Annotated in this window: 25 protein-coding genes; 13 read left to right on the top strand and 12 right to left on the bottom strand. The window is 75.7% G+C overall.

From position 1 onward, the window contains the following. The first annotated feature begins 102 nt into the window (after positions 1–102). From VF468_04105 to VF468_04085, 5 genes are read left to right on the top strand one after another with little or no spacing between them, the layout of a single operon-like run. A complete protein-coding gene (locus VF468_04105) occupies positions 103–696 on the top strand; it encodes a DUF5612 domain-containing protein (protein HEX5877497.1) in 594 nt (197 codons plus the stop codon). A 30-nt stretch (positions 697–726) separates the two neighbouring features. Continuing rightward, entirely contained in the window at positions 727–1,575 is an 849-nt protein-coding gene (locus VF468_04100) for a sulfurtransferase (protein ID HEX5877496.1), read from the top strand. Beyond that, entirely contained in the window at positions 1,572–2,159 is a 588-nt protein-coding gene (locus tag VF468_04095; protein HEX5877495.1) for a hypothetical protein, read from the top strand. Before VF468_04100 ends, VF468_04095 begins: the two co-directional genes overlap by 4 nt. A gap of 9 nt (positions 2,160–2,168) precedes the next feature. Continuing rightward, entirely contained in the window at positions 2,169–3,611 is a 1,443-nt protein-coding gene (locus VF468_04090) for an amidohydrolase family protein (GenBank protein HEX5877494.1), read from the top strand. Then, positions 3,608–4,738 (top strand): winged helix DNA-binding domain-containing protein, encoded by a 1,131-nt coding sequence (locus VF468_04085; GenBank protein HEX5877493.1) that lies wholly within the window; start codon positions 3,608–3,610, stop codon positions 4,736–4,738. Before VF468_04090 ends, VF468_04085 begins: the two co-directional genes overlap by 4 nt. Here the strand turns inward: VF468_04085 and VF468_04080 are convergent. The 6 genes from VF468_04080 to VF468_04055 form a co-directional block, all read right to left on the bottom strand. Further along, positions 4,718–5,131, bottom strand: a complete 414-nt coding sequence (locus VF468_04080; GenBank protein ID HEX5877492.1) for a response regulator transcription factor — start codon at positions 5,129–5,131, stop codon at positions 4,718–4,720. The two genes, VF468_04085 and VF468_04080, sit on opposite strands and share 21 nt — an antisense overlap. Before the next feature lie 202 nt (positions 5,132–5,333). Next, positions 5,334–6,488 carry an FAD-dependent oxidoreductase gene (locus VF468_04075; GenBank protein ID HEX5877491.1) on the bottom strand — a complete coding sequence of 385 codons (1,155 nt, stop codon included), beginning with the start codon at positions 6,486–6,488 and terminating at the stop codon, positions 5,334–5,336. A gap of 15 nt (positions 6,489–6,503) precedes the next feature. Beyond that, positions 6,504–6,881 (bottom strand): hypothetical protein, encoded by a 378-nt coding sequence (locus tag VF468_04070; protein HEX5877490.1) that lies wholly within the window; start codon positions 6,879–6,881, stop codon positions 6,504–6,506. A gap of 24 nt (positions 6,882–6,905) precedes the next feature. Then, a complete protein-coding gene (locus VF468_04065) occupies positions 6,906–7,571 on the bottom strand; it encodes a response regulator transcription factor (protein HEX5877489.1) in 666 nt (221 codons plus the stop codon). Then, on the bottom strand, positions 7,568–8,758 hold the full coding sequence (locus VF468_04060) for a sensor histidine kinase (GenBank protein HEX5877488.1): 1,191 nt from the start codon (positions 8,756–8,758) through the stop codon (positions 7,568–7,570). The genes VF468_04065 and VF468_04060 overlap by 4 nt, the downstream gene beginning before the upstream one ends. 333 nt (positions 8,759–9,091) lie before the next feature. Next, positions 9,092–10,615, bottom strand: coding sequence for an ATP-dependent DNA ligase (locus tag VF468_04055; protein ID HEX5877487.1), 1,524 nt, complete (start codon positions 10,613–10,615; stop codon positions 9,092–9,094). Between the two features lie 98 nt (positions 10,616–10,713). Between VF468_04055 and VF468_04050 the strand changes: the two genes are divergently transcribed. Next, the gene (locus VF468_04050) at positions 10,714–11,397 is read left to right on the top strand and encodes a hypothetical protein (GenBank protein HEX5877486.1); all 684 of its coding nucleotides are present in this window, start codon (positions 10,714–10,716) and stop codon (positions 11,395–11,397) included. On the opposite strand, the gene VF468_04045 is transcribed toward VF468_04050, so the two are convergent. Continuing rightward, on the bottom strand, positions 11,363–12,358 hold the full coding sequence (locus VF468_04045) for a lysylphosphatidylglycerol synthase domain-containing protein (protein HEX5877485.1): 996 nt from the start codon (positions 12,356–12,358) through the stop codon (positions 11,363–11,365). The two genes, VF468_04050 and VF468_04045, sit on opposite strands and share 35 nt — an antisense overlap. A 181-nt stretch (positions 12,359–12,539) precedes the next feature. After that, entirely contained in the window at positions 12,540–13,517 is a 978-nt protein-coding gene (locus VF468_04040; GenBank protein HEX5877484.1) for a peptidoglycan DD-metalloendopeptidase family protein, read from the bottom strand. Between the two features lie 528 nt (positions 13,518–14,045). Between VF468_04040 and hemE the strand changes: the two genes are divergently transcribed. Together hemE and hemH are read left to right on the top strand one after the other, a co-directional pair. After that, entirely contained in the window at positions 14,046–15,095 is a 1,050-nt protein-coding gene (gene hemE, locus VF468_04035) for a uroporphyrinogen decarboxylase (GenBank protein ID HEX5877483.1), read from the top strand. Next, positions 15,082–16,071 (top strand): ferrochelatase, encoded by a 990-nt coding sequence (gene hemH, locus VF468_04030; GenBank protein ID HEX5877482.1) that lies wholly within the window; start codon positions 15,082–15,084, stop codon positions 16,069–16,071. Before hemE ends, hemH begins: the two co-directional genes overlap by 14 nt. 39 nt (positions 16,072–16,110) lie before the next feature. Here the strand turns inward: hemH and VF468_04025 are convergent, their stop codons facing one another. The 3 genes from VF468_04025 to VF468_04015 form a co-directional block, all read right to left on the bottom strand. After that, the gene (locus VF468_04025) at positions 16,111–16,797 is read right to left on the bottom strand and encodes a class I SAM-dependent methyltransferase (protein HEX5877481.1); all 687 of its coding nucleotides are present in this window, start codon (positions 16,795–16,797) and stop codon (positions 16,111–16,113) included. An 84-nt stretch (positions 16,798–16,881) separates the two neighbouring features. Next, on the bottom strand, positions 16,882–17,298 hold the full coding sequence (locus tag VF468_04020; GenBank protein ID HEX5877480.1) for a hypothetical protein: 417 nt from the start codon (positions 17,296–17,298) through the stop codon (positions 16,882–16,884). 35 nt (positions 17,299–17,333) lie between these two features. Beyond that, the gene (locus VF468_04015) at positions 17,334–18,836 is read right to left on the bottom strand and encodes a PspC domain-containing protein (protein HEX5877479.1); all 1,503 of its coding nucleotides are present in this window, start codon (positions 18,834–18,836) and stop codon (positions 17,334–17,336) included. A gap of 20 nt (positions 18,837–18,856) precedes the next feature. On the opposite strand from VF468_04015, the gene VF468_04010 reads away from it, so the two are divergent. The 3 genes from VF468_04010 (at position 18,857) to VF468_04000 (ending at position 22,219) form a co-directional block, all read left to right on the top strand. Continuing rightward, on the top strand, positions 18,857–20,248 hold the full coding sequence (locus tag VF468_04010) for a PspC domain-containing protein (protein ID HEX5877478.1): 1,392 nt from the start codon (positions 18,857–18,859) through the stop codon (positions 20,246–20,248). Then, positions 20,245–20,877, top strand: coding sequence for a response regulator transcription factor (locus VF468_04005; protein ID HEX5877477.1), 633 nt, complete (start codon positions 20,245–20,247; stop codon positions 20,875–20,877). Before VF468_04010 ends, VF468_04005 begins: the two co-directional genes overlap by 4 nt. 127 nt (positions 20,878–21,004) lie before the next feature. After that, positions 21,005–22,219: a hypothetical protein gene (locus VF468_04000; GenBank protein ID HEX5877476.1), complete on the top strand. Its 1,215-nt coding sequence runs from the start codon at positions 21,005–21,007 to the stop codon at positions 22,217–22,219. Here the strand turns inward: VF468_04000 and VF468_03995 are convergent. Then, positions 22,216–23,445 carry a lytic transglycosylase domain-containing protein gene (locus VF468_03995; protein ID HEX5877475.1) on the bottom strand — a complete coding sequence of 410 codons (1,230 nt, stop codon included), beginning with the start codon at positions 23,443–23,445 and terminating at the stop codon, positions 22,216–22,218. The genes VF468_04000 and VF468_03995 overlap by 4 nt on opposite strands. 337 nt (positions 23,446–23,782) lie before the next feature. Here VF468_03995 and VF468_03990 point away from each other — a divergent pair, with 337 nt between their 5' ends. Further along, positions 23,783–25,627, top strand: coding sequence for an ATP-binding protein (locus VF468_03990; protein ID HEX5877474.1), 1,845 nt, complete (start codon positions 23,783–23,785; stop codon positions 25,625–25,627). A gap of 233 nt (positions 25,628–25,860) precedes the next feature. Continuing rightward, the coding region (locus VF468_03985; GenBank protein HEX5877473.1) for a lysine 2,3-aminomutase at positions 25,861–26,850 on the top strand (990 nt) is incomplete at its 3' end.

Here is a 26,850-nt window from a genome sequence, read left to right as displayed (position 1 = left end):
ACAGGCGGCCCCGAACGGGACGAGGAGGAGCGACCGCTGCGGCGCGCGCCGCAGCTGGCCGTGCTGCTCGAGGGCGGGGACCGCAAGGGGCTGCTGCACGACATGACGGCGGCGATCCTGCGCCACGACGGCGACATCGTGCTGGTGGAGATCATCGAGCGCGGGGCCCGCAGCGTCGTCTACTGGGAGCTGGACGGCGTCGACGACCCGGAGGGGCTGACCAGGTCGTTCCTGGAGATCGACGTGGTCGAGTCGCTGCAGCGGCTGCCGACCATGTACCAGGTCTGGGGCAAGCGGATCATCGTCGTCGGGGCCGGCGCCCAGGTCGGCCAGGTCGCCATCGGGGCCATCGGCGAGGCCGACCGGCACAACATCCGGGGCGAGAAGATCAGCGTCGACACCATCCCGATCGTCGGCGAGACCAACCTGGCCAACGCCGTCCGGGCCGTGGCCCGGCTGCCCCGCGCGGTGTGCGTGGTCCTGGCCGGCTCGCTGATGGGCGGCGAGGTGACCGCGGCCGTGGACGAGATCCGGGCCCGCGGCATCCTGGTCGTGTCCCTCAACATGGCCGGCTCGGCCGCCTCCCACGCCGACCTGGTCGTCACCGACCCGGTCCAGGCCGGGGTGATGGCGGTGATGGCCATCGCCAGCACCGCCTCCTTCGACATCGAACGGGTCCGGGGGCACCGCTTCTAGCCGCCGCGGCCGGTGGGCTAGGCTCGGGTGGTGCCGTCAGGACCGCTCGTCACCGCCCCCCAGCTCGCGGCCGAGCTGGCCGGACCGGACGCGCCCATCGCGCTCGACTGCCGCTGGCAGCTCACCGGCGGTGCCGACCGGGCCGGCTACGACCGGGGGCACCTGCCCGGGGCGGTGTTCGTCGACCTCGACCGCGACCTGTCCGGCCCGCCGGGCCGGGGGGTGGATCAGGGCGGCCGCCACCCGCTGCCCGACCCGGCGGCGTTCCAGGCGGCCATGCGCCGGGCCGGGGTCGGCGCCGCCCGGCCGGTGGTCGCCTACGACCAGGGCGAGCCCGGCGGCGCGGCCAGGGCCTGGTGGCTGCTCGGCTGGTTCGGCCATCCCGACGTCCGCGTGCTCGACGGCGGCCTCCCCGCCTGGGTGGCGGCCGGGCTCCCGCTCGTCACCGAGGTCCCCGACCCCGACCCGGGCGACTTCAGCGCCCGGCCCGGCGGGCGGTCCCTGCTCGACGCCGCCGGCGCCGCCCGCCTGGCCGCCGCCGGCGTCCTCCTGGACGCCCGCGCCCCGGCCCGCTACCAGGGGCTCGAGGAGCCGGTCGACCCGGTCGCCGGCCACGTCCCGGGCGCCCGCAGCCTGCCCATGGCCGACCTCGTCGGCGAGCACGGCCTGGCCCCGCCCGACGCCGTGCGCCGGGCCGCCGAGGCCTCCGGCGCCGGCCCCGGCACCCCGGTCGGCACCTACTGCGGCTCCGGCGTGGTCGCCGCCCACCTCGTCCTCGCCCTGGAGACCGCCGGGATCCCGGCCGCCCTGTACGCCGGCTCCTGGAGCAACTGGGTCACCGACCCGTCCCGCCCGGTCGCCACCGGCCCCACCCCGTGACCCCGCCCCGGCCCCCGTCCGGGCCGGCCGCCGGCGCCAGGCTGCTCTGGGTGGTGGCCGCGGCCGTCCTCCTCGGCGCCCTCGTGCTCGCCGGCCGCCTGCTCGACGCCGACCCGGGCCCCGCCGCCACCCGGACGACCCGCGCCGCGCCCACGACGACGCCGCCCGTCCCCGCCTCGGGCGCGGTCCCGGTGCGGCTGTGCGACGGGGCCGAGCCCGGGGCGTGCCAGGACGAGCTGCTCTGGTTCCCGATGGAGGCCTTCGTGGTCCCGCCCGATTTCACCGGCGCCCCCGGGAGCCTCGACGCCCTGGCCATCCTGGCCACGCCGCAACGGCGCCTTGCCGGCGGGACCTTGTCCTGGTGCCCGGCCCAGCGCCCGGTCGCCACCCCGGCGCTGGGCGGGCGGCCGGCCGTGCTGGCCACCTGCCCGGCGGGCTTCCAGGGCTGGAGCTCCGAGAGCGTCCTGCTGCGCTGGTCCGACCGGGGCACGTTCGTGACCGTCGCCCTGCGCGGCCCCAGCGAGGGCAACCAGCGCCTGGTGGTCGCCCTGGCCGGCCGCCTCCGCCTCGTCCCACCCCGGTAGCATCGGCCCATGACCGGCGCAGGCCTGCTGCTCGAGGGCGGGACCGTCTTCGACGGGCTCGGGAACCCCGGGCGGGTGGCCGACGTGGCCGTGGTGGGCCGGCGGGTGGTGGCGGTCGGCGACGACCCGCCGGCCGGGCTGCGGCGCATCGGCTGCGACGGGCTGACCTTCGCCCCGCTCGACCCGGGGTCGGCCGAGGTGGCGGCCGCCCTGTGGAGCAGCCTGGCCGGCGGGGTGCCGGTCGAGCCGGCCACCTTCGGGGAGCTGGCCGGCCGCCTCGACCAGGCCCGGCCGGCCAACAACCTGGCCCTGCTGGTCGGCCACGGGACCCTGCGGCTGACCGCCAACGGGCTGGAGGAGCGGCTGCGGCCCGGGGCGGCGGAGCGGATGGCGGCGCTGGCCGCCGAGGCGTTCGAGGCCGGGGCGGTCGGGCTGTCCAGCGGGCTGATCTACGTGCCCGGCAGCTACGCCGGCACCGGCGAGCTGGTCGCCCTGGCCCGGGTGGCGGCCGCCTACGGCGGCGTCTACGCGACCCACCTGCGCGACGAGGGCGCCCACCTGGAGGCGGCCCTCGACGAGGCGGTGACGATCGCCGGCACGGCCGGGACCCGGCTGCAGGTGTCGCACTGCAAGGCGGCCGGCCTGGCCGCCCACGGCACGGCCGGCCGGCTGCTGGAGCGGCTGGCCGCCGCCCGGCTGGACGGGATCGACGCCCAGGGTGACCAGTACCCGTACGACGCCGGGGCGACCGTGCTGAGCGCGCTGCTGCCGCCGGCGGTGGCCGCCGGTGGCACCGAGGCCATGCGGGCCCGGCTGCGCGACCCGGGCACCCGGGCGGCGCTGCGGGCCCAGGCCGAGCGGGGCGGGATCGGCGACGGCGCCTGGGTCGAGGCCGACCCGGCCGACGTGCTGCTGACCGGCCACCGCGACCCCGGGGTGGTCGGCCGCACCCTGGCCGGGGTGGCCGGGGGGCGCGACCCCTGGGACGTCCTCTGCGAGCTGGTCGCCGGCGACCCGGCGGCCGCCATCGTCGTCCGCCTCGCGCGCGAGGACGACGTGCGGGCCATCATGGCCAGCCCGCTGGTCGGCGTCGGGTCCGACAACGGCCCTCCGACCGGCCTCGAGCACCCGCGGACCTGGGGCTGCTTCCCCCGCCTGCTCGGCCGCTACGTCCGCGAGCTGGACGTCCTCACCTGGGAGCAGGCCGTCCGCAAGGCGACCTGGCTGGGCGCCCGCCAGTTCCGCCTGGACGGGCGCGGCCTCCTGGCCGAGGGGGCGGTGGCCGACCTGTGCGTGTTCGACCCGGCCACCGTCGGCCACGACGGCACCTACCTCGACCCCGACGTCCCCGTCACCGGCATCGAGCACGTGGTCCTGGCCGGCGACCTGGTGGTCGAGCACGGCCGGTTCACCGGCCGCCGCTCCGGCCGGGTCCTCCGGTCCGGCCGGTGAGGCGCCTCACCGAGGACCGGGTCCGGCGGCTCCGCCTGCGGGCCCAGCGGCTGGCCGGGCGCCGGCCCGGCGACGCGGCCGAGGTGGTCAGGGCCGTGGGCGGGCTCCAGGCCCAGGACACGCCCGCGTCCCGGCTGGCCGTGCGGGCCCGCAGCACCGGCCTGGACGCCGACGCGGTGCGCCGGGCCTGCAACCGGGACCGGTCGGTGGTCCGGACCTGGGCGATGCGCGGCACCCTGCACATGGTGGCCGCCGAGGACGCCGGCTGGCTGGTGGCCCTCCTCGGCCCCGGGTTCGCGGCCGGCAACCGGCGCCGGCGGCTCCAGCTCGGCCTGGACGACGCCCGCTGCGAGCGGGCCCTGGCCGCGTTGCCGGCCGTGCTGGCCGGCGGCCCGCTGCCCCGGGCCGACGTGGTCGCCGGCCTCGCCGCCGAGGGGGTGGAGATCGAGCCCAAGGGCCAGGCCCCGGCCCACCTGATCGGCTACGCGGCCATGCGCGGCCTGATCTGCCGCGGCCCCGACCTGGACGGCGACGAGCCCAGCTACGCGCTGCTGGAGGCATGGGCCGGCGCAGGCCGAACCCTCGGTCCTGACGAGGCCCTGGCCGAGCTGGCCCGCCGCTACCTGGGCGGCCACGGCCCGGCCGCCCCCGAGGACCTGGCCGCCTGGTCCGGGCTGGCGCTCGGGCGGGCCCGGCGCGCCTTCGACCTCGTCGCCGATGAGCTGGAGGAGGTGGCGCTGGACGGCCGGCCGCTGTGGGCCCCGGTCGGCGCGGTCGCCGCCGATCCACCGGGGGACCCCCCCGCCGGTCCCGGCGGGCCGGTGGTGCGGCTGCTGGGCCGCTTCGACGACTACCTGCTCGGCTGGCGCGGGCGCGACCTGGTCCTCGACCCCGGCTTCGCCGGGCGGATCCAGGCCGGCGGCGGCTGGATCCACCCCGCCGTGGTGGTCGACGGCCGCGTGGCCGGCACCTGGCGGGCCCGCCGCGCCCCCGACCGGCTGGAGCTCACCGTCGAGCCCTTCGGGGGGCGGCTCCCGCGCGGGGCCCGGCCGGCGCTGGAGGCCGAGGCGGCCGACGTCGGCCGCTTCCTCGGCGCCGAGCCGGTGCTACGCGTCGACGGGCGCTGACCCGGCCGGTGGGAGCAGGGAGCGGCTGACCGCCGCCGCCTGGTCGAGGGCCAGGCGGATGGTGCCCGGTGGGGCGCCCTTGACCAGGTAGGCGAAGCAGCCGGCGTCCTCGGCCTGCTGCTGCAGGGCCGGGCTCTCGAAGGCGGTGAGCAGGACCACCTGGGTGGCCGGGCAGGCGTCCCTGATCAGGCGGGTGGCGTCGAGCCCGCCGAGGACCGGCATGCGCAGGTCCATCAGGACCACGTCCGGCTCCAGCCGCTTGGCCAGCGCGACCGCGTCGGCGCCGTCGGCGGCCTGGCCGGCGACCTCGAACCCGGCCTGGACGAGCAGCTCGGCCAGGGCCTCCCGGAGCATGGCGTGGTCGTCGACGACCAGCACCCGGGGCGGGCTCATGCGCTCGTCACCCGGAAGCCGCCGCCCAGCGCCTCGACCCGTTCCCCCATGGCGATCAGGCCGAAGTGGGCGATGTCTGCTGGCGGCCTCAGTGGCCACGGTCGACCTCCCCCCCTGCTCCGATCAAGGACGACAAGAAACCACAACCGGGGAGCGGACGCGAGCGGGAAGAAGCACTCGGATCACTGAATCATCCTGCTCATCACAACACGGCCGTCTCCACGACCAGGTCGCCCTCGGCGAACCGGGCCGGGCGCAGCGGGTGCAGGTCGAAGGTGCGGCAGCCGCCGAGGGTGACCAGCTCGGCCACGGCCCGGCCGGCCGCCGGGGCGTGCATCACCCCGTGGCCGCCGAAGCCGGCGCAGTGCAGCAGCGCCGGCGCCTCCGGGGCGGGACCGACGACGGCGTGGTGGTCCGGGGTCTCCGGGTACAGCCCGGCCCAGCACTGCCGCGGGTCCAGCGGCAGCTCCTCCAGCAGGGGGAACCGGTTGCCGACCCGCTGGGCGAGCTGCTCCAGGAACCTCGGGTCGACGGTCGTCTCCCAGGACGAGGGGTCGGACGGGTCCGACCAGGCGACCACGAACCCGCCGCTGGCCTCGCGGCGGATCAGCACTCCGGTGTCCAGGTCGACGCACATGGGGATGAGCTCGCCCGGGCCGTCCGGCTCGCGGACGTAGGCGAGATTGCGGCGCACCGGGGCCACCGGCAGGTCGCTTCCGGCGAGGGCGGCGACCCGGCCGGCGGCCGGCCCGGCGGCGTTGACCACGAAGCCGGCCCGCAGGGCCCGGTCGCCGGCGCGGAGGTCGAGGCCGCCGGGGGCCGGCTCGATGGCGGTCACCTCGGTGCCGGTGCGGACCTCGACGGCCAGCCGCTCGGCCTCGGCGCGCAGGGCCGCGACCACGCCGTGGGGGTCGAGGAAGCCGTCGCGGGCGTGGAAGGTGGCCGCCCGCAGCCCCTGGGGGCGCACGAACGGCACCCGCTCCAGCGCCTCGGCGGGGGTGAGCCAGGCGGTGTCCACCCCGAGGGAACGCTGCAGCTCGAATGCGGCCCGCAGGCCCTGCTCGCCCGCCTCGGTGCCGCACAGCAGCAGGTAGCCGGTCTGGTGGAAGCCGAGCAGGCCGGTGGCGGCGTCCAGGCGCTCCAGCTCGGCGATGGAGAAGGCCGAGAACTCGACGTTGGCCCGGGTGGTGAACTGGGCCCGGACGCCGCCGTTGGCCCGCGACGACGACCCCTGGCCGACCGACGCCTCGCGCTCAAGGACGACCACCCGGTCGACTCCGGCCAGTCGGAGCTCGCGGGCCACCGACAGCCCGATCACGCCGCCCCCGACGACGGCGACGTCGACGGTCTCGGGCACGCCGGCCGTCCTGGGTCAGGCGACCGGGGCCAGCCGGGCCTTGGCCATGGTAGCCAGCCTCTCGGCCAGGCCGACGAGGCCGATGCCGAGCAGCAGGTGCACGACCTCGATCACCCAGTGGGCCGAACCGGGCAGCAGCTCCCGCTGGGTGAGCCCGACGATGGGCACGATCAGGCCGTAGACGGCGGCCGCGGCGACCAGGCCGCCGGGCACGCCGGCCCGGTGGGCCATGGCGGCCAGGGTCCACAGGGCGAGCACGAGCAGGATCCCGAGGAGCTGGTGCAGGTCGACCAGGCCAAGGAGATTGCCGGTCCAGAAGGCCAGGCCGAGGGCGAGCTGGACCACCCAGACGGCGCGGATGCCCATCTGGATGGCGGTGATGGTGGATCGCATGGAGCGCTCCTTTCGTTCCGGCGGTCAGGCGAGCCAGCCCGGGCGGACCAGGCCGGACTCGTAGGCGAACACGACCAGCTGGGCCCGGTCGCGGGCCCCGAGCTTGACCATGGCCCGGCTGACGTGGGTCTTGGCCGTGGCCGGGCTCATGACCAGCTTGCCGGCGATCTCGTCGTTGGACAGGCCGGCCGCGACCAGCCCCATGACCTCGCGCTCGCGGTCGGTCAGCTGGTCCAGCTCGGGGGTGGGGCGGGGTTCCCGGGCCCTGGTGGCGAACTCGGCCACCAGCCGCCGGGTCACCCCGGGCGAGAGCAGGGCGTCGCCGGAGGCGACGGCCCGGACCCCGCGGATCAGGTCGGCCGGCTCGGTGTTCTTGACCAGGAAGCCGCTGGCCCCGACGCGCAGGGCCTCGAACACGTACTCGTCGAGGTCGAAGGTGGTGAGGATGACGATCCGGACCCCGGCCAGGAGCTCGTCGGCGGCGATCGCCCGGGTCGCCTCGAGGCCGTCGAGGCCGGGCATGCGGATGTCCATGAGCACGACGTCGGGCCGCAGGGACCGGGCCAGGGCGACCGCCTCGTCGCCGTCGGCCGCCTCGCCGACCACCTCGATCCCCTCCTGGGCGTCCAGCAGGGCCCGGAACCCGGCCCGGACCAGCGCCTGGTCGTCGGCCAGCAGGACCCTGATCATCTGCTCTCCCCTTCCGCGCCGATGGGGAGGCGGGCCCGGACCCGGAAGCCGCCACCCGGTCGCGGCCCGGTGGTGAGCTCACCGCCGAGGGCGACGACCCGCTCGCGCATACCGCGGATGCCGTTTCCACCCGGGCCGTTGGCCGCCGACGGCCCCCGCCCGTCGTCGTCGACCTGGACGGTCAGGTCCTTCTCGCCGTAGGCGATCCGGACGCTGGCCCTGGCCGGGCCGGCGTGGCGGGTCACGTTGGTGAGCGACTCCTGGACGATCCGGTAGGCGGCCAGGTCGGTCCCGGCGGGCAGGGGCCGCGGCGTCCCCTCGACCCGGGTGCGCACCTCCAGGCCGGTCGCGCCGGCCCCCGCGACCAGGCTGTCCAGCTGGGCCAGGCCGGAGGCGGGCGCGCGGGGCGGCGCCTCGTCGCCCTGGCGGAGCACGTCCAGGACCGAGCGGAGCTCCCCGAGGGCGTCGTTGGAGGCCTGCTTGATGGCCTGAAGGGCGCTGCGGGACTGGCCCGGCTGCTCGTCCATCAGGTGCAGGGCCACGCCGGCCTGGACGTTGATCAGGGAGATGTTGTGGGCGAGCACGTCGTGCAGCTCCCGGGCGATGCGCATGCGCTCCTCGCCGGCCCGCCGCCTCGCCTCCTCGGCCCGGGACCGCTCGGCGGCCTGGCGGCGCTGGCGGCCGGCCGTGGCCACCTCGGCCGCGACCAGGACCAGCAGCAGCCAGCCGAGGTGGGCGGCGACCGACAGCGGGGTGACGGGCTCGGCCCGCCCGACGAGCGCCGCCAGGGCGAAGTAGGCGGCCAGGCCGGCCAGGGCGGTGATCCAGGCGGCCCGCCGGGCCCCGGCCGTGACCGCGGTCCAGATGGCCACGATCAGCGACAGCCAGGCCGGCCCGTAGGGGTAGCCGAGGGCGAAGTAGAGGACGTTGGAGGCCATCACCGCGGCCAGCACCCAGACCGGGGAGCGCCAGCGCCACACCAGGGCCAGCGGCCCGGCGGCCAGCAGCAGGTAGGCGAGCAGGTCCAGCGGCTGGCGGTCCGGCTGGCCCCGGGCCGCCCCGGTGGTCAGGGCGAGCTGGGCAACCCCGGTCAGCGCGGCCACGGCCAGGTCGGTCGGCCGGCCCGGGGGGACGATCCCGAACAGACCCCGGTCCGGCCGGGTGGGTACCTCGCTGGTGGTGCGCATGGGAGGAACGGTAGGCCACCGGCCCGGCGGCCGTCATCGACCGCCGGCGGGTGGCCTACCTACCCCGGCGGGAGTAGCGGCCCGACGGCCGCTACTCCCCCGGGCGCAGCGGGCCTGGATCGACTGCTGGTCGCTGCCGAAGGCGCGGGTGGCCCGACCTGCCCGAGCGCCGCCGCGGGTCGCCGTCGTGATCGGGGGCCGGAGGCGGCGCGGCTGGCGGCCGAGCGCGGCGACGCCATCTTCGCCACCGACCCGGAGGCCGAGCTGGTCGGCCCCGACCCCGACGGCTTCCTCGACTCTTCCCCCGCGAGCTGGCCGAGCCCCTGCGGCGCTCTAGCCGGTGTGGAGGGCCCGGACCGTGCCGATGGTGTCGGCCTCCTCGGGGCCCTTGTCGGGGCGGTAGCGGAGCACCCGGGCGAAGCGGAGGGCGAGGCCGCCCGGGTAGCGGGGGCTGGTCTGGAGGCCGTCGAAGGCGACCTCCACCACCAGCTCGGGGCGAACCTGGACGACGTACTCGTCGGTCGGGCCAACGGCCAGCTCCAGCAGGCGCTCGGTCTGCCAGGTGAGCAGCTTGTCGGTCAGGCCTTTGAAGGTCTTGCCCAGCATCACGAACCCGCCGTCCGGGTCGCGGGCGCCCAGGTGCAGGTTGCTGAGCCAGCCCTTGCGGCGGCCGTGGCCCCACTCGGCGGCCAGCACGACCAGGTCGAGGGTGTGCACCGGCTTGACCTTGAGCCAGCCAGCCCCGCGCCGGCCGGCCTCCCAGGTCGCGGCCAGCGACTTGACCATCACGCCCTCATGGCCGCGGGCCAGGGTGTCCTCCAGGAAGGCCGCGGCCGCCGCCGGGTCGGCGGTGACGGTCCGGGGCATGCGCAACGGCTCGGGGACGACGGCGGCCAGGGCGGCGTGGCGCTCGGCCCCCGGCCGGTCGATCAGGTCCTCACCGTCCAGGTGGAGCAGGTCGAACACGAACGCGGTGAGGGGAAGGGTCGCGGCCAGCCGCTCGACCTCCAGGCGGCTCCCGACCCGGCTGGCCGTGACCTGGAACGGGTGGGGGCGGCCGTCGGGATGCAGGGCGATGACCTCGCCGTCGAGCACGGCCGCCCCCACCGGCAGGGCCAGGGCGGCGGCCACCACCTCGGGCACGCGGGCGGTGATGTCGTCCAGGGTCCGGGTGAACACGGCCACCTCGTTCCCGGCCCGGTGCACCTGGACCCGGGTGCCGTCCAGCTTCCACTCGACCCCGGCCTCCCCGACCTTCTCCATGGCCGCCTCGATGCTGGCCGCGGTCGAGGCCAGCATCGGCTGCAGGGGGCGGCCGACCTCCAGGTGGAACTCGCGCAGGGCGGGCACGCCGGCGGCCAGGGCGGCCGCGGCCACCGGGCCGAGGGCGCCGCCCAGCATGAAGGCCCGCCGCACCTCGGCCGGGGCGACCCCGGCGGCCCTGGCCACGGCCTCGACCATCACCCCCTCGAGGGCGCCCTGGCGCAGCTCGCCGGAGAGCAGCCCGACCAGGAACCGCTGCTCGGCCGCGGTCGCCCGCGAGAACAGCTCGCCCAGCAGCCGCCGCCGCTCGGCCTGCGACCCCGGGCCGGCCACGCGGCCGATCCGCTCGAAGGCGGCGTCGACCTCGGCCACGGTGAGGGTCGGCGTGGCCGCCGGGGCGGGGGCGTCCCGCAGCGCCGCCCAGCCGACCCCGATCTGGCGCTGGCGCAGCTCGCCGGAGAGGAACGCCACCGCCGGGTGGGCCTCGCCCGGTTCCAGGCGCCCCAGGCAGGCCGCCAGCCGCTCCACCTTGGCCAGGCGGGCGGAGCTGGCGGCCACGGCGGCGGACGTCCCGGCGACCTCGTCGAGCAGCACGGGGTCATTGTCCTCGAACGGCCGGGGCTGTGGACAACCAGATGCACCCACGCTCCGGGGGCTGGCCTGGGAGGCGGCGGCGCGGTAGCGTCCCCCGCGTGAGGAAATCCGGGTGGGTGCTGGTCGCGGCCGCCGCCGGAGGGGCCGGGTGGGCGGTGGCCGAGCTGGCCCGACCCCGGCGGGTCGACATCCGGGAGTTCGACCCCGACGAGGTGGCCCGGCTGGAGACGGCCATGTGGCGCTCCTACTACGACCGGCGCCGGCTGCCGCTGTTCGGGCAGCTGGTGGCCCTGCTCCAGGGCCAGTTCCACCTCCAGCCGCTGCGGGCGGTGACCCTGGCCGGCCTGGCCGCCCGGGCGGCGGCGGTGTTCCAGGTCGGCGCCACCCACGCCGACTACCGGCGCGCCCTCCCCTACCTGGAGCGCTACTACGCCGGCATCCGGGCCGTCAGCGAGGTCCCCTTTGATCCTTGGCGGGCGGCCGAGCTGGAACTGGAGTGGTGGATCGTGCACCGCGAGGCCGACGACCACCCGCCCGGCGACCTGGAGGCCGCCCTGGCCGACCTGGCCGCCGAGCTCTACCAGGTGCCGGCCGAGCGCTGCTGGGCCCATGCCACCCGCCGGGCCGAGGCCATGACCATCCGGGACCGCACCTCCCGCCGCGAGGTCGGGGTCACCGGCGACGACTGGGACCGGATCGAGGCCGTCCTCTGGGTCTCCTGGAAGGCCCTGGCCGACGAGGTGCGCGTCACCAGGGACGAGGAAGCGTCCCAGCAGGCCTGACCAGGCGGCGGGCGGCCAGCACGGCCACGGCGGCCCAGGCCAGGTCGCCCACGATGAACAGCAGCCGGGAGACGACCGCGACCACGGCCGCCACCGGCGCGCCGACGGTCGAGCCGAGCAGCAGCAGCAGGGCGCCCTCGCGCACCCCGGCCCCGGCGGGGACGACCAGCAGCAACGGGCCGCTGGCGAAGGCGGCCGCGAACGCGCCGGTGCACTGGAGCCACAGCAGCACCCCGCCGTCGACCCCGAGCTGGCGGACGAGCAGGTACACGTGGACGCCGTAGCAGAGCCAGGAGACGAGCGCCCAGCCGGCCACCCGCAGGATGCCCCCGAGCGACAGCGGCGCCGGCGTGGGCGGCCGCCTGGCCACCCGCAGGGCCGTCGCCAGGACCCGGTTCAGCACCGGCGGGGCAAGGGCCAGGGCCAGCAGGGGCAGGACCAGCACCAGCCAGCGGTACTCGTCGACGGCGTCCCGGCCCAGCAGCGGGATCACCGCGACCCCGACCAGCAGGCCGCTGCCGATGAGCATGAGCATGAACACGACCACGGCCGCGCCCGAGGCCCGCGGCGGCACCCGGTAGTCGCGGCCCAGCCGCATCTGGGTCACGGCCGGCCAGATGGTGCCGGGCAGGTACTTGCCGAGCTGGCCAAGGTAGAACACCCGCATGCCCCCGGCGTGGGGCAGGCTGCCGCCCAGGGCGGCCAGGGCGGCCCGCCAGGAGCGGAAGGTGGCGTAGATCCCGGCCAGCACCAGGGCCCAGGCGGCGAGCACGACCGGCACCGACAGCCGGCCCAGCAGGGGCCAGGCCTGCCGCCACTGCCCGGCCAGGACCACGGCGACGACGGCCAGGAACAGGCCGGCAACGGCCAGGCGCAGCGGCGTCCGCCAGCGTCCCCCGGGAGGCGGCGACGGGACGCCGTCGCTGGTCGGCTGGTCGACGAGGCGGTCGGGGAGGGCCACGGCGGACACGCTAGCGCACGGGGAGGGCGCTGGGGCGCGCCAGATACGGTCCCGCACCACCGCTCCGGGCATGGTTCACCCGACCCCGCGCTCGGCTCACCCGAACCCGCCGGTGCCGGGTCCCCCGGTGGGGGACGCTAACCGGAGCCCGGCCGGCCCGTCGAGCGGGTCCGCCGGGAGGCTAGCCGCAGGCGGCCTTGACGAACGGGTAGGGGTTGACCGGGCTACCTCCGCCGGGGTGGACCTCGAAGTGGACGTGCGGCCCGGTCCAGGCGGCGTTGCCGGTGGCGCCGTTGTAGGCGATCAGCTCGCCCGCCTTGACCCGCTGCCCGGTGCTCGAGGCGTACCGGGAGAGGTGGGCGTAGTAGTACTCGTTGCCGTCGGCGCCCTGCAGGTACAGGCTGATGCCCCCGAGCGAGCTGGTCGACTGGCGGCTGATGACCCCGTCGACGATGGCGTGCACCTTGTTGCCGTGGGGGTTCATGATGTCGGTCCCCTTGTGGGCCCGGCCCCCTGACCGCGCCGCCCCCCAGGAGTCGATGAACGAGTAGGGCTTGGAGACCGGGCAGGACACGAAGCGCCCGTTCACCAGGTGGGTGGTGTTGAACCCGGCCAGCTTGTCCGCGACCTGCTTGGCCTTCTCGAAGTCCCTGGCCAGCTTGTCGACCGTCTTCTTGGACCGGGCCTCGAGCCGGCTCATCTGGCTCATGGCCGCCTTGACGTCCTTGATGGCGGCCTCGTAGCTGTCGAAGGCGATCTTGGCGTCGGCCACGGCCGCGACCTGGCCCTCCTGCAGGATGGTCTCGAACTCGACCCGGCTCACGACCACCTCGGCGCTGCTGCCCAGGATCCCCGACAGGGGCCGCGTCCCGCCCGCCTTGTACAGGGAGGACACGTGGCCGCTGAGGGCGCGCCTGGCCTTGGCCAGGTCGTCACGGACGATGCCGAGGCGGCCGTTGGCGGCCTGGAGCCGCTGCTCGGCGAAGTGCCGCTCGCTCTCGATCTGGTTGAGCTCTCTGGTGGCGTCGTCGAGCGCCGCCTGCATCTTCTTCTGGCGGTTCTTCGCGGACGCGAGATCGTCGGCGCCTCCAGGCACGGCCACGCCGAGGACCAGCGCGGCCATGAGCAACCCGGCCGCGATAACGCGGGATCTTGGCACGTCTCGCCTCCGTCGGGGGCACGGATCGAGAAAACTGCGGGGGCGTCCGGAATGGGGGGAACCGTACGCTGGCAGCGGACGATAGCACAGCCTCGGCCGCTGGCAAAAATGCAGCCTGTGGATAACAAGCGGCCCCCGCGCCTGGCGCGGGGGCCGTTGATCGTCCGTCGGCCGGCGGTGGATGCCGGCGTTCGCGGTCGGGCCGGTGGAGGATTCGCGGCCGCCGCGGGGTGAGCAGTTCAGTGGCCGTCGGCCGGCGGACGTTCGATCTGGCGGGCCACCGGGAGCGTGGTCCGCCGCCTACCCGTCGGGTGGAGTCTCCAAAGCCATCCGCCCCCTTCGCCGCGGTCGGGCCGCGACCAAGTGTCGTCGGGCTTCCTCACCCGGATCTTCTGCCACTCCCCGCCGGTTCGTAAACAGTTCACCTGACGAGCCATCCGTACCCGTCCGTACCGCTGCCTACCGGACAGCCGCGCCGCGGCTCGGCGGTGGTGGCCCACCTGGCCAGGTTCGCCTACGCTGAGGCCCATGGGAGAAGCCCGGATGCTGGCCGCCTGCCGGGGCGAGCCGGTCGACCGCACCCCTGTCTGGTTCATGCGCCAGGCTGGGCGCTGCCTGGCCGGCTACCGGCGGCTGCGCGAGCGCCACGGCATCCTCGAGATCACCCGCACCCCCGAGCTGTGCGCGCAGGTCACCACCATGCCGGTGGACACCTTCGGGGTGGACGGGGCCGTGCTGTACGCCGACATCATGCTGCCGCTGTTCGGCATGGGCGTGCCGTTCTCGATCGACCCCGGAGTCGGCCCGATCGTCCACCAGCCGGTGCGGGACTGCGCCGCCGTCGAGGCCCTGCGGGTCGTCGAGGCCGAGGAGGCCACCCCCGAGCTGTTCGAGACGATCCGCATGCTCCGCCGCGACCTGGGCGGCCGGGCGGCCCTGATCGGGTTCGCGGGGGCGCCGTACACGGTCGCCTCCTACCTGATCGAGGGCCGGCCCTCCAAGGAGCACGCCCGGGCCAAGGCCCTGCTCTACGGCGACGAGGTGCTCTGGCACCGGCTGATGGAGACCCTGACCGAGGTCACCATCCGCTACCTGCGCGCCCAGGTGGCCGCCGGCGTCCAGGTGGTGCAGCTGTTCGACTCCTGGATGGGCGACCTGGGACGGCGCGAGTACGAGGCGGCCGTCCTGCCCTGGTCGCGGCGCATCTTCGAGGCGGTCCGGGCCACCGGGGTCCCGACCATCCACTTCGGCACCGGCACGGTCGGGCTGCTCGAGGCGATGGCCGCCGCCGGCAGCGACCTGATCAGCGTCGACTGGCGGGTCCCGCTGGACGAGGCCTGGCGGCGGATCGGGCCCGGCAAGGGGATCCAGGGCAACCTGGACCCGGCGGTGCTGCTGGCCCCCTACGAGGTGGTCGTCCGCGAGGCCGACCGGGTGCTGGCCGCCGCCGGCGGCCGCGACGGCCACATCTTCAACCTGGGGCACGGGGTCCTCCCCGACTCTCCCTCCGACCACCTGGCCCGCCTGGTCACCCACGTCCACCAGGTCACCGAGAGGACCGCCGTTGCCAACCCCTGAGCCGCCGGCCTTCGCACCGGGGGACCACCCCGGCGGTCCCCCGGACCCCCCCACGGGCATCCTGCTCATGACCTACGGCTCGGCCGCCACCGCCGAGGAGGTCCCGGCCTACCTGCGCAGCGTGCGCGGCGGGCGGGACGCCGACCCGGAGCTGGTGGCCGAGTTCCAGCGCCGCTACCGGCTGATCGGCTGGTCGCCCCTGGTCCGGATCACCTCTGAGCAGGGGGCGGAGCTGCAGCGGCTGCTCGACGCCGACCACGGGACCGGCCGCTACCGGGTCGAGGTCGGCATGCTCCACTCCGAGCCCACCATCGACGAGGCGGTGACCCGGCTGGCCGTCGCCGGGGTGCGGCGACTGGTCGGGATCGTCCTCTCGCCCCAGTGGTCGCCGGTGATCATGGGCGGCTACCGCAGGGCCCTGGACGCGGCCGCCTGGCGGCTCGGGCCCGGCGCCGAGGTCGTCCTGGCCGGGCCGTGGCACCGCACCCCGGCCTTCCTCGACGCCCTGGCCCAGCGGGTCACCGAGGCCCTGGGCCGGCTGGACGCCGGCGTGCCGGTGCTGTTCACCGCCCACAGCCTGCCCAAGGCGGTGGTCGACCGCGACCCCGGCTATCTGGACCAGATCGCCGAGACGATCGACGCCGTGGTCGAGCGGACCGGCCTGGACCGGGGGCGCTGGCAGTTCGCCTACCAGTCGGCCGGCCACAGCCCCGAGGAGTGGCTCAAGCCCGACCTCAAGGACCTCCTTCCCGGCCTCCGGGCCGCCGGGCACACCGCGGTGCTGGTCGTGCCCGTCCAGTTCCTCGCCGACCACCTGGAGATCCTCTACGACATCGACGTCGCCGCCCGGGAGGAGGCCGAGGAGGCCGGTCTCGCCTTCAACCGGATCGAGCTGCTGAACACCTCCCCGGCCTTCATCCGCGCCCTGGCCGACGTCGCCCTCGACCAGGAGCGCTCCGCCCAGGCCACCGCCTAGCCGGGGTCCGGGGGGGCGCAAGCCTGGCCCTCCGGTGGATCAGCGGCGCAGCACCAGCAGGTCGATCCGGTCGACGACCGGGGCCGGGGACGTCTCCGCCTCCACGGCCCGGTCGAGGGCGGCCAGCCCGGCGGCGAACTCGTCGTCGGGCAGCAGGCGCAGGCCGGTGTCGGCCCGGAGGCGGACCTTGTCCCGGTAGGCGGCCAGGCTGGTCGCGCTGACCTGGTCGACCGCCTGGAGGGCCTCGGCCGGGAAGAACCGGCGGTACAGGGAGATCTCGTCCATGCGGCCGGGAAAGGCCTGGCGCACCAGCACGGGCGCGCCCGGCCGGAGCACCCGGCGCAGCTCGGCCGCGGCCGCCTCCAGGTCGTCGAGGTGGTGGACGACGGTCGACACCCAGGCCCAGGCGCAGGTCCGGTCCCCCAGCGGCAGCCGCTCGGCCAGCCCCGCGACCCACCGGACGCCCCCGTGGGGGAAGGCCCGGGCGGCCTGGGCCCGCATCCCGCCCGACGGCTCCACGGCGACGACCTCGACCCCGAACCACCCGGCGATGGCGGCCGCGAACTGCCCGGTCCCGGCTCCCAGGTCGAGCACCGGGGAACGGTCCCCCAGGTCCCGCGGCAGCCAGGGCCGGATCGCGTCCCGCCACGGCGCCATCCCCTCCGGCGGCAGGGCCCGCCCCGTCACGTAGGCGGGCGCCATCCGGTCGTAGTCGACCCGCGCCATGCGGCCACTCCACCCCAGGTTCTCAGGGCGTGGACCAGTTCCACCCCGGGTTGTCGGGGCCCCTACCGGGAGGGTAACCGACGGTCAGCGAGGCTGCTCACGGCCGTCCACAGCCACCTCGGGGTCCGCGTCGGGTCCGGGAGCGAGGGTGGGAGCTGGGGCCGGGTCGGGAGTGAGGGCGGGGTCCGTGTCCGGGTCGGGAGCGAAGGCGGGCTCCGGGGTGGTGGGAGTGGCTTCGGCGTCGGGGTCGGGGCGGCTGCGGTTGCGGGTGACGTCGAGGAGGATGCCTGCGCCGAGGGCGAGCAGGAGCAGGGGCCAGACCCAGCGGAGGCGCAGGGCCTGGTCGGCCTGGCCGATCAGGAGCAGGAGGCCGAGGCCGGTGAAGGCGAAGCCGAAGACGAGCGACACGGGGTCGAGGTCGTGGCGGCGCATGGGGCCGCCGGTGAGGCGCTCCTGCGGGCGCATGGTGGAGCCTCCGGGTGGGTCGTCCAGCGGGGGCATCGTGGCACCTCCGGGGAGGTCGTCGTGGGGGCGCATCATGGGCTCTCAGGGGCGGTGGGGCGGGCGGGCCGCTCGGGCCGCTCGGGGAAGCTGTCCTCGAACGGGCCGGCCTCCTGGAAGGGGCGGGGATCGCTCGCCCGGCGGACCTCGATCACGCCGAAGCCGGTCTGGAGGTCGAGCCTGACGGTGGGGGCGTCGCCCTCGGCCGGCCGGGTGGCCGCCGGCCTGGTCACGGTCGAGTCGACCTGGGCGCCGCTGTCAACCTCGCCGAGCAGGTCGAGGCTGCCGACCCCGACCCGCCCGCGGATGTCGGCCGCGACCTCGTCGGGCAGCACCACCAGGAGCCGCCCGCCGGCCACGCTGGCCTGGACCGGGGGCGCGCCCGGCCCGAAGTCGACGTCGGACAGGTCAAGGATCAGCTCGCCGCCGGTCAGGCGGTAGCTGGGCCGGACCTCGGCCGCGGTCCTGGGCTGGAAGAGGCGTTCGGCCACGTCGCCCTCGACGGGCACGGAGCCGGCCAGGGCGGCGATGGCGACCACCGGCACGGCCAGCAGGCCGACCGGGATCAGCCCCCAGGCCCGGCCCCACCAGGTGCCGACCAGCAGGCCGCCTCCCAGGACGGTCAGGAACACGGCCAGCACCTGGCCGAAGGTGAGGTCGACCACGTCCAGGTTGTCGAGGGCCAGGGCCAGCCCGGTCACGATCAGGGCGACGGCGAAGGTGAGGGGGCCGAGGAACGGCCGCCGCCGCGGCCGCCGCGGGGGCGGCGGGCCCCAGGCGGCCGCGGGGGCGGGCGGCGGTGGCGGCGGCGGCCAGACGGGCAGGTCGGCCGTTGGGGTGGTCGGGTCCTGGTCGGGCGCGGGCGGGGCCAGGGGCGCGGTGGTGGTCGTGGTGCTCACCGGCGGGGCCGGCGGGAGCGGGGCCGTGGCCACGGCCGAGCCGGGGCCGGGACCGCCGCCGGTCGGCGGTCGGCGGTCGGGCGGCTCGGGGTCGTCCTGGCGGAACAGGAAGACCCCGAACGCGATCAGCACGATCGCCCAGATCACTCCGGGCTCGGAGAAGGCGCTGGCCAGGATGGCCACGGCCAGCAGGATCAGGGCCACCCCGACGTAGCTGCGCCAGCCGCTGGGCGGGCGGCGGACCACGGCGGAGGCGAGCGACCGGCCGGTTCCCTCGACCGGCACCAGCAGCCAGGCGATCAGGTAGGCGAGGGCGCCGAAGCCTCCGAAGGGGACCAGGACGACGAAGCCGATGCGGACGATCCAGGGCTCGATGCCAAGGAAGGCGGCGATGCCGCTGGCCACACCGGCGATGACGCGGTTGTCGGTGCGCCGGGTCAGCCGCCGGACGGCCCCGGGCGGCACGGCGGCGCCGGGCGCCGCGGCAGGCGGCGGGATGGTGGCGCCGGGCGGCGGGTCGATCGGCCGCGGCGCCTCGGTCGCGGTCGCCGCGGCAGGCGGCGGAACGGCCGCGGTTGGCGGGGCGGTCGGGGGTGGCGCCGGTTCCCCTGGCGGGACCTCGGGGGGACGCTCGGACATGGCGGGTGCTCCTCACGACGATGGGACCTTGCGATTGCAGCCTGCTCCCCCGCCGGGGCGGCCGCCATCGGGGATCACCCTGGCCGATCCCCGACCCGCTCCCCGGCCGCTCAGGGTCGACCCCCATGGCCGGGCCGTCGCGCGCGTGCCACCATGGCCTCCAGGCACCACGCGCATGGAGGCGAACTCCCACGGCCACCCAGGTCCCACAGCGGCCGGCCAGTTCGGCGGCCATCGTCCGCAGCCGGAGCAACCGGGTGCTGCTGGGCGTTGCCGGCGGGCTCGGCGAGCGGCTGGGCGTCGACCCGGTCCTGATCCGGGTCGCCTTCGCCGTGCTGGCCATCGCCGGCGGGTCCGGGGTCGTGCTCTACCTGCTCGCCTGGGCGGTCTCGGTCGAGCCGGACGACGAGGTGGCCAGGGCCCGGCCGGTCCGGCGGCCATCGGCCAAGCAGGCCTTCGCCCTCGGGCTGGTCGTGCTCGGGACCATGCTGCTGCTGCGCGAGGTCGGGCTGTGGTTCGGCGACCAGATCGTGTGGCCGATCGCCCTGGCCGCGGCCGGCTCGGCGGTCATCTGGGCCCGCAGCGACGACCGCGACCGGGCCCGCTGGGCCCGCATCCCCGGCAACCCGATCGAGGCCATGTTCACCGGCCGGGTCGGCCTGATCCGGATCGTGGTCGGCGGCCTGCTGGTGGCCAGCGGCCTCGGCCTTGGCTTCGCCAACACCGGGGCCGACCTGGCCGCGGCCGGCGACGCCCTGCTCGGGGTGGCCATCACCCTGATCGGGCTCGGCCTCATCTTCGGCCCGTGGGCGACCCGGCTGGCCTCCCAGCTGGCCGAGGAGCGCCGCGGCCGGATCCGCTCCGAGGCCCGCGCCGAGATGGCCGCCCACCTGCACGACTCGGTGCTGCACACCCTGGCCCTGATCCAGCGGGCCGACGCCTCCCCGGAGGTCGTCAACCTGGCCCGCCGCCAGGAGCGGGAGCTGCGGGCCTGGCTCTACCGGGCGCCGGCGCCCGAGGGCCGGCTGCGCCCGGCCGTCGAGGAGATCGCGACCCGGGTCGAGCAGCGCCACAACGTGCCCGTGGACGTCGTGGTCGTCGGCGACGCCCCACTCGACGAGGCGGCCAGGGCGCTGGTGGACGCCTGCCAGGAGGCGGCCCTCAACGCCGCCCGGCACTCGGGAGCGCCGCTGGTGTCGGTCTACGTCGAGGTCGAGCCGGACGAGCTCACCGGGTTCGTGCGCGACGAGGGCAAGGGGTTCGACCCCGAGGAGGTGCCCACCGACCGGCGCGGCATCGCCGACTCGATCCGCGGCCGCATCCGCCGCCACGGCGGCACCGTCACCATCCTCTCCAGCCCCGGCGAGGGCACCGAGGTCCAGCTGCGCCTGCCGAGGAGCCAGTCATCGTGACACGCGTCTTTTTGGTCGACGACCACCACTTCTTCCTCTCGGGGCTCCGGGCCGAGCTGGGAGGCGAGTTCGAGATCGTGGGCGAGGCCGGCGAGGTGGACGCGGCCGTCGACGGCATCCGGCGCACCCGGCCAGACGTGGTGCTGCTGGACGTGCACCTGCCCGGCGGCGGCGGCCGGGCCGTCCTGGAGGCGGTCCGCCAGACCGACCAGGACATCCGCTTCCTGGCCCTGTCGGTGTCGGACGCGGCCGAGGACGTGATCGGGGTGATCCGGGCCGGCGCCCGCGGCTACGTCACCAAGACCATCTCCCCGCACGACCTGGCCGCCGCCATCCGCCGGGTCCAGAGCGGCGACGCCGTCTTCTCTCCCCGCCTGGCCGGGTTCGTGCTCGACGCCTTCCACGGCGACCTCACCGGCGTCGTCGACCCGGAGCTGGATCAGCTCACCGCCCGCGAACGCGAGGTCCTGCGCCACATCGCCCGGGGCTTCACCTACAAGGAGGTCGCGCGCCGCCTGCACCTGTCGGTGAAGACGGTCGAGACCCACGTGTCGTCGGTGCTGCGCAAGCTGCAGCTGTCCAGCCGCCACGAGCTGACCCGCTGGGCCAGCGACCGCCGCCTGGTCTAGCGCGTTCGTTACGGTTTCTACATATTTTCTTGTACGAGATTGCCTGATTCAGCGTTGATCGGCATGCTTGTCTGAGACGGGTCCGTCGACCGAACCCGTGGTGGGAACCCGAGCCCGGAGAACTGCGATGGAGCAGCAGGCCGAGCGGGCACTGGCCGACCTCCCGGTCGCTCCCCCACCGCTGCGCGTCGTGCTCTCGCGGCCCGCCGGGATCGCGGAGCTGGCGGGCTCGATCCCGCTCCACGTCCCGGACATCCGGACCCTGTTCCCCGCCGTCCACCACGTCCGGGCCGACCGCTCGGCGCTCGGCCGGGGCCGCGGCCTGTGGGCGGCGACCAAGCGCGCGGCCGAGCTGGGCCGGGGCCGCACCGCCTCGCGCCTCTGGTCCCGGCGGACGGCACACCCGCGGCCGCGGGCGGCCGCCCTGACCGGGCCGGAGGCGGTCATCCCGGTCGACCGCTTCGTCGCCTACCTGGAGGAGGCGGAGCGCGCCTTCCCCGAGGACAGCCCAGCCGACCTCCTGTCGCGCGTCCGCAACACCTACTACTCGGGCTTCCTCGTCTCCCAGCTGCTACCCGACTCCCGCGCCCACGGGGGCCGAACCCTCCACGGGAACTCGCGGCTGGGCCGGACCGCCCACCGCCACCTGACGGCCCGGGCCGACGAGAACGGCATGGGCGACAACCCGGCCCCCTACGTGCTGCTCCCCTCGGGCGAGCAGATCGACATCGGCCACCTGTTCCTCGGGCTGGAGGCCCTGCTCCACCCCCGCACGACCGTGCCCTTCTCGGCCTACGGGGTGCCCAACATCGACGCCACCGGCTGGGTGGCCGACGTCGGCATGGCCTCGGTCTGGACCACCAGGCACCTCGAGGGCGCCCCCGACCCCAGGGTGTCGCGCCCGCTGCCCGCGCCCGACCGGGACGCCTACTACCTGATGTCGGCGCCCGACGCCGACCTGCTCGGCGACGTCGACGTGTTCGCCGTGCGCGCCCAGTGGGCCCTGGCCGCCGGCCAGCCCCTCTCGGCCGCCCTGCGCGCCTACTACCTGGGCCGCCCGGGGCGGCCGCCCGGCATGCGCTGGCGCTGGCGGGCGTTCGCCTCGGTCAACCGCCTCGCCTTCCGCCGGTCCGGCGGCGGCATCGCCTGGGACCCCACCTGGTGGCCGGGCTGGGTCCGGCGCATCGACCGATTCAACGACGTCTACGGGGCCGGGGTCGGTGGCTCCCTCTGGGGAACCCTGACCCGTCCGGCCCGCCGCGCCTGGCCGGAGACGCCCTACATGCTCGCCCTGTTCCTGGACTGGGCCCAGCCGCTGCTGGAGGCCGAGCTGGCGCGCTAGGCCCCCTCGCAGGGCGGCAGCGTCGTCGTGGTGGTGGTCGAGCCGCCGGGTGCCGTGGTCGTGGTGGTGGTCGACGACGTGGTCGTCGAGCCGTCGGTGGTGGTGCTGGTGGTGGTCGGCTGGCACGGCTCGGTGGTGGTCGTGGGCGCGCCGGTGGTCGGGGTGGTCGTCGGCGGACGGGTGGTGGTGGGCGGCTCGGTGGTGGTGGTCGGCCGGCGGGTGGTGGAGGTCGGCCGGGTCGTGGTCGGCGGGTCGGTGGTGGTGGTCGCCCGGGTGGTCGTGGTGGGCTGGCCACCCACCCCGGTGGCCGGCGGTCCGGCGGTCGTGGCCGGGGCCGGCGGGCCGGCGGGCACGGCCGGGCCGGCCGTGACCCCGCCCTGGTAGAGGCGGGCCCAGCCGAGCACCGCATCCACGTACGACGAGGAGTGGTTGTAGGCGTAGATCGCCTGGCGCAGCCGGGCCGGGTCGACCAGGTCGCCGTCGCCGCTCAGGCACAGGTACCCGGCGGCGCTCACCGCGGCGTCGAACAGGTTGTTGGGGTCGGCGACCCGGTCGGCGTTGCCGTCGCGGCCCAGAGACCGCCAGGTCGTCGGGAGGAACTGCATCGGCCCGACCGCCCGGTCCCAGGTCGCGTCCCCGTCCCAGCGGCCATCGTCGCTGTCGGGGATGCGGGCCACCCCGCGGCCGTCCAGTGGCGGGCCGGTGATCCTCGGGCTCACCGTCCCGGCCGCGCTGAACCTGGTCGCCGGCCCCCCGAACAGGCCGTGGTTGGACTCGATGCGGCCGATGCCGGCCAGGACCGTCCAGGAGAGCCGGCAGTCCGGGTCGAACCCGGCCGCCCAGGCGGCGGCCTCGCGGTAGGCGCGCAGGGTGAGGGCGGGGATGGTGGCGCCGCCTCCGGCCGGGACCACCCAGGAGGCGGGCGTGGCGGTGGCGCCGGCTCCCTCGGCCGCCCGCCGGGCCGCCGCCCGGTCGCGTCCGGCCGTGGCCGCCGCCTCGCGTCCCCGCTGCCAGGCCAGGACGCGCAGACGGGCCCACTCGGCGGGGTCGGGGTCACCGGTCGCGATGGCGCCTCCGGCCGTCGCGGCCACCGGCCCGGCGGCCAGGGCCCCGCCCGGGGTGAACGCGGGCGCCGCGACGGCCCAGACCAGCAGCGCCACCGCGGCGGCGCCTCCGGCCCGCAGGCGGCGGACGAAGGGCGCGGACGGCGGTGGCGGTCGGTGCAAAGGGCGGCTCCCGTCCCGGGGACGTGCGCGGCCTTCCATGTTGGCACGTCATGGCCGAGAATGCCGCCCCAAGATGTTAGTGACAGCTATGTTCAGGCAAGAACCAAGCGTCTAGGTCGCCCTTGTCGCGACGATGTAGAGTTTGGCGGTTGGGAACGTGGGGGAAAGGTGGCGATGGTCGAGCAGGACAACCTCGCCGGATACCTAGTTCTTCGTGACCAGGTGACGGGAACGTCGCCCTCTGCTCGTGTATCGTATGGACTCGCCTTGCACCCTTTTGGCGACATTCAGGAACTGCACAGCTTCGAGCTCATTCGTGGGGCCCCGTGGTGAAACCGTGACGGTCAAGGCCAAGGACCGGAAGGAGCTGCGCAGCTTCGGCCTGGTCACCGTCGTCGCGGCGCTGGCGGCGGCCGTGTTCCTGGTCTGGGTCGGGCTCGGGATCGGCGGCTCGGCGACCACCACCTTGGCCAGCAACCTCTTCCAGGCGGGCACCGCCCTGATCGCCGCCAGCGCCTGCTTCAGCGCCGCCACCCGCACCCCCTACGGCTTCGGCCGGGCCTGGACCGCCTCCCTGCACCGCGTCTGGCGCCTGCTCGGCTCGGCCGCCCTGGCCTGGGGCCTCGGCCAGGTCATCTGGACCTACCTGGAATGGCGCACCGGCGAGGAGCCGGGCGTGCCGTCGCTGGCCGACGTCGGCTACCTGACCGCGGTGCCGCTGCTGATCGCCGGGGTGCTGGCCTTCCCGATCGCCCCGATGCGGGCCACGGCCCGCCTGCGGACCCTGCTCGACGGCCTGCTGATCGCCGCCTCCCTGCTGTTCCTCGGCTGGGCCACCGTGCTCGGCGACGCCTTCCGCGACAACGGCACCAGCTCGACCCTGGAGCGGGCCATCTGCCTGGCCTACCCGCTGGGCGACATCGTGACCGGGACCATCGTGCTGGTGCTGCTCACCCGCTCCCGCGGCCGCGGCGTCATCCACCTGTCGATGATCGCCGCCGCGGTGTTCTCCCTGCTCATCGCCGACCTCGGCTTCGCCTACAGGATCCCAACCGACACCTACACCACCGGGGCCATGGTCGACGCCGGCTGGGTGGTGGGCTGGCTGCTGCTGGCCGTCACCGCCCTCAAGCCCACCGTGGCCGAGCTGCGCCGCACCGACGACGAGGAGGAGCCGTCGATCACCCGGCTCGCCCTGCCGTACGCGCCGCTGGTCGTGGCCGCCGTCACCGCCCTGATCATCCAGATCGTCACCGGCGAGTTCGAGCCGTTCCTGGTCTACACCGGCACCATGATCGGGCTGCTGGTCATCTCCCGGCAGATCGTCGCCCTGATCGAGAACCGCCAGCTCAACGCCCGCCTCCGGGCCACCGTGGAGCAGCTGTCCGAGCGCGAGCAGGAGCTCAAGGACGGCCTGCGCCGCGAGCTCGAGGCGGCCGACCGGCTGCGGGCCGCCGACGACATGAAGGACACCTTCCTGCGGGCCGTCTCCCACGACCTGCGCACCCCGCTCACGGCCATGCTCGGGGTCGCCGTCACCCTGGAGCGGACCCGGCTCAACCTGCCCCGGGAGCAGGCCCTTGACCTGGTCGCGATGCTGGTCGAGAAGACCCGGAAGCTGGAGCGGCTGCTCAAGGACCTGCTCGACCTCAATCGGCTCGAGGAGGGCGTGCTGGAGCCCAACCGCTCCCTCACCGACGTCCGCGAGCTCGTCCACCGGGTGGTCACCGAGGTCGACCAGCTCGCCGGCTGGCCGATCGACATCGAGGCCGAGCCCATCCAGGCGTTCATCGACGGGCCCAAGGTCGAGCGGATCGTCGAGAACCTCCTGCTCAACACCACCCGGCACACGCCTCCTGGCACCCGGGTGTGGGTCAAGGCGCTGGCCAAGGGGGCCGACCTGGAGCTGATCGTCGAGGACGCCGGACCCGGGGTGCCGGCCGAGCTCGCCGGCACCATCTTCGAGGCGTTCCGGCGCGGCGGGAACGGCCAGCCCGCCCCGACCATGGCCCACGCCCGCGGCGTCGGCATCGGCCTGTCCCTGGTGGCCCGGTTCGCGGCCCTCCACGGCGGCCACGCCTGGGTCGACGAGCGCTGGGGCGGCGGGGCCGCCTTCCACGTGCTCCTGCCCGACGTGGTCAGCTACGAACGCGGCTACGCCCAGGTGCTGGACCGGCTCTAGCCGACCGCCGATTCTGGCGGTCGGAGTGGACTGGGCCGCCGCCGAAGGCGGCTCCAAGCAGTTCTGCGCCCATGCCCCGTCTGCTATCGTGGCATCGCGGCCGCGCCGCCCCCGGTCGACGGGTCCACCGTCCCGGGCCAGCGCCGGCCTAGGGCCCAGCCGGAGCGGGCCCAGGTTGCGAAGGACCCTGCCGGTAGGCCGAGCAGGCACCTGCGGACGCAAAGGCACCACCGATGGCGCAGACCACCAATCCCGGACCCTTCTTCTCCCGTGTCCCGAAGGCCCACGCGGCCTCCCAGCCGTTCACCTACCCGCTCGAGCGCGAGTGGACCGAGCCGGACTGGACCCGGCTCCCCGGCTTCAGGGACGTGACCCGGGCCGAGTGGGAGACGGCCCAGTGGCAGCGGGCCCACACCGTCAAGAACCTCCGCCAGCTGCTGGCCGTGTACGGCGATCTGTTCCCGGCCGACCTGCTCGCCTCGGTCGAGCGGGACCAGGCCGAGCGGGCCACCATGTCGATGCTGCTCCCGCCCCAGATGCTCAACACCATGGACGAGCGGGACCTGTGGGCCGACCCGGTGCGCCGCTACATGCTCCCGGCCTTCGACGACCGCGACCCCGAGTGGCCCAGCCACCCGCTGTCGGCCCGCGACAGCCTGCACGAGGCCGACATGTGGGCGGTGGAGGGCCTGACCCACCGCTACCCCACCAAGGTCCTGGCCGAGCTGCTGCCCACCTGCCCCCAGTACTGCGGCCACTGCACCCGCATGGACCTGGTCGGCAACTCGACCCCGCAGGTGGCCAAGTACAAGTTCGAGATCAAGCAGCCGGCCCGTCACGAGCAGATCCTCGACTACCTGCGCCGCACCCCGAGCGTGCGCGACGTGGTCGTGTCCGGCGGCGACGTGGCCAACCTGCCCATCCGGGTCCTGGAGCAGTTCGTGTCGGCCCTGCTCGACATCGACAACATCCGCGACATCCGGCTGGCCTCCAAGGGGCTGATGGGCCTGCCCCAGCACTTCCTCCAGGACGACGTCCTGGCCGGCCTGGCCCGCCTGGCCGCCAAGGCCAACGACCGCGGCGTCGACCTGGCCCTGCACACCCACGTCAACCACGCCAACCAGCTCACCCCGCTGGTCGCCAAGGCCGCCGGGGCCCTGCACGACATGGGCTTCCGTGACGTCCGCAACCAGGGAGTGCTGCTGCGAGGGGTCAACGCCACC

This window comes from Actinomycetota bacterium, from assembly GCA_036280995.1.
GTDB lineage: Bacteria > Actinomycetota > CALGFH01 > CALGFH01 > CALGFH01 > CALGFH01.
This window is presented reverse-complemented; position numbering and strand designations above follow the sequence as displayed.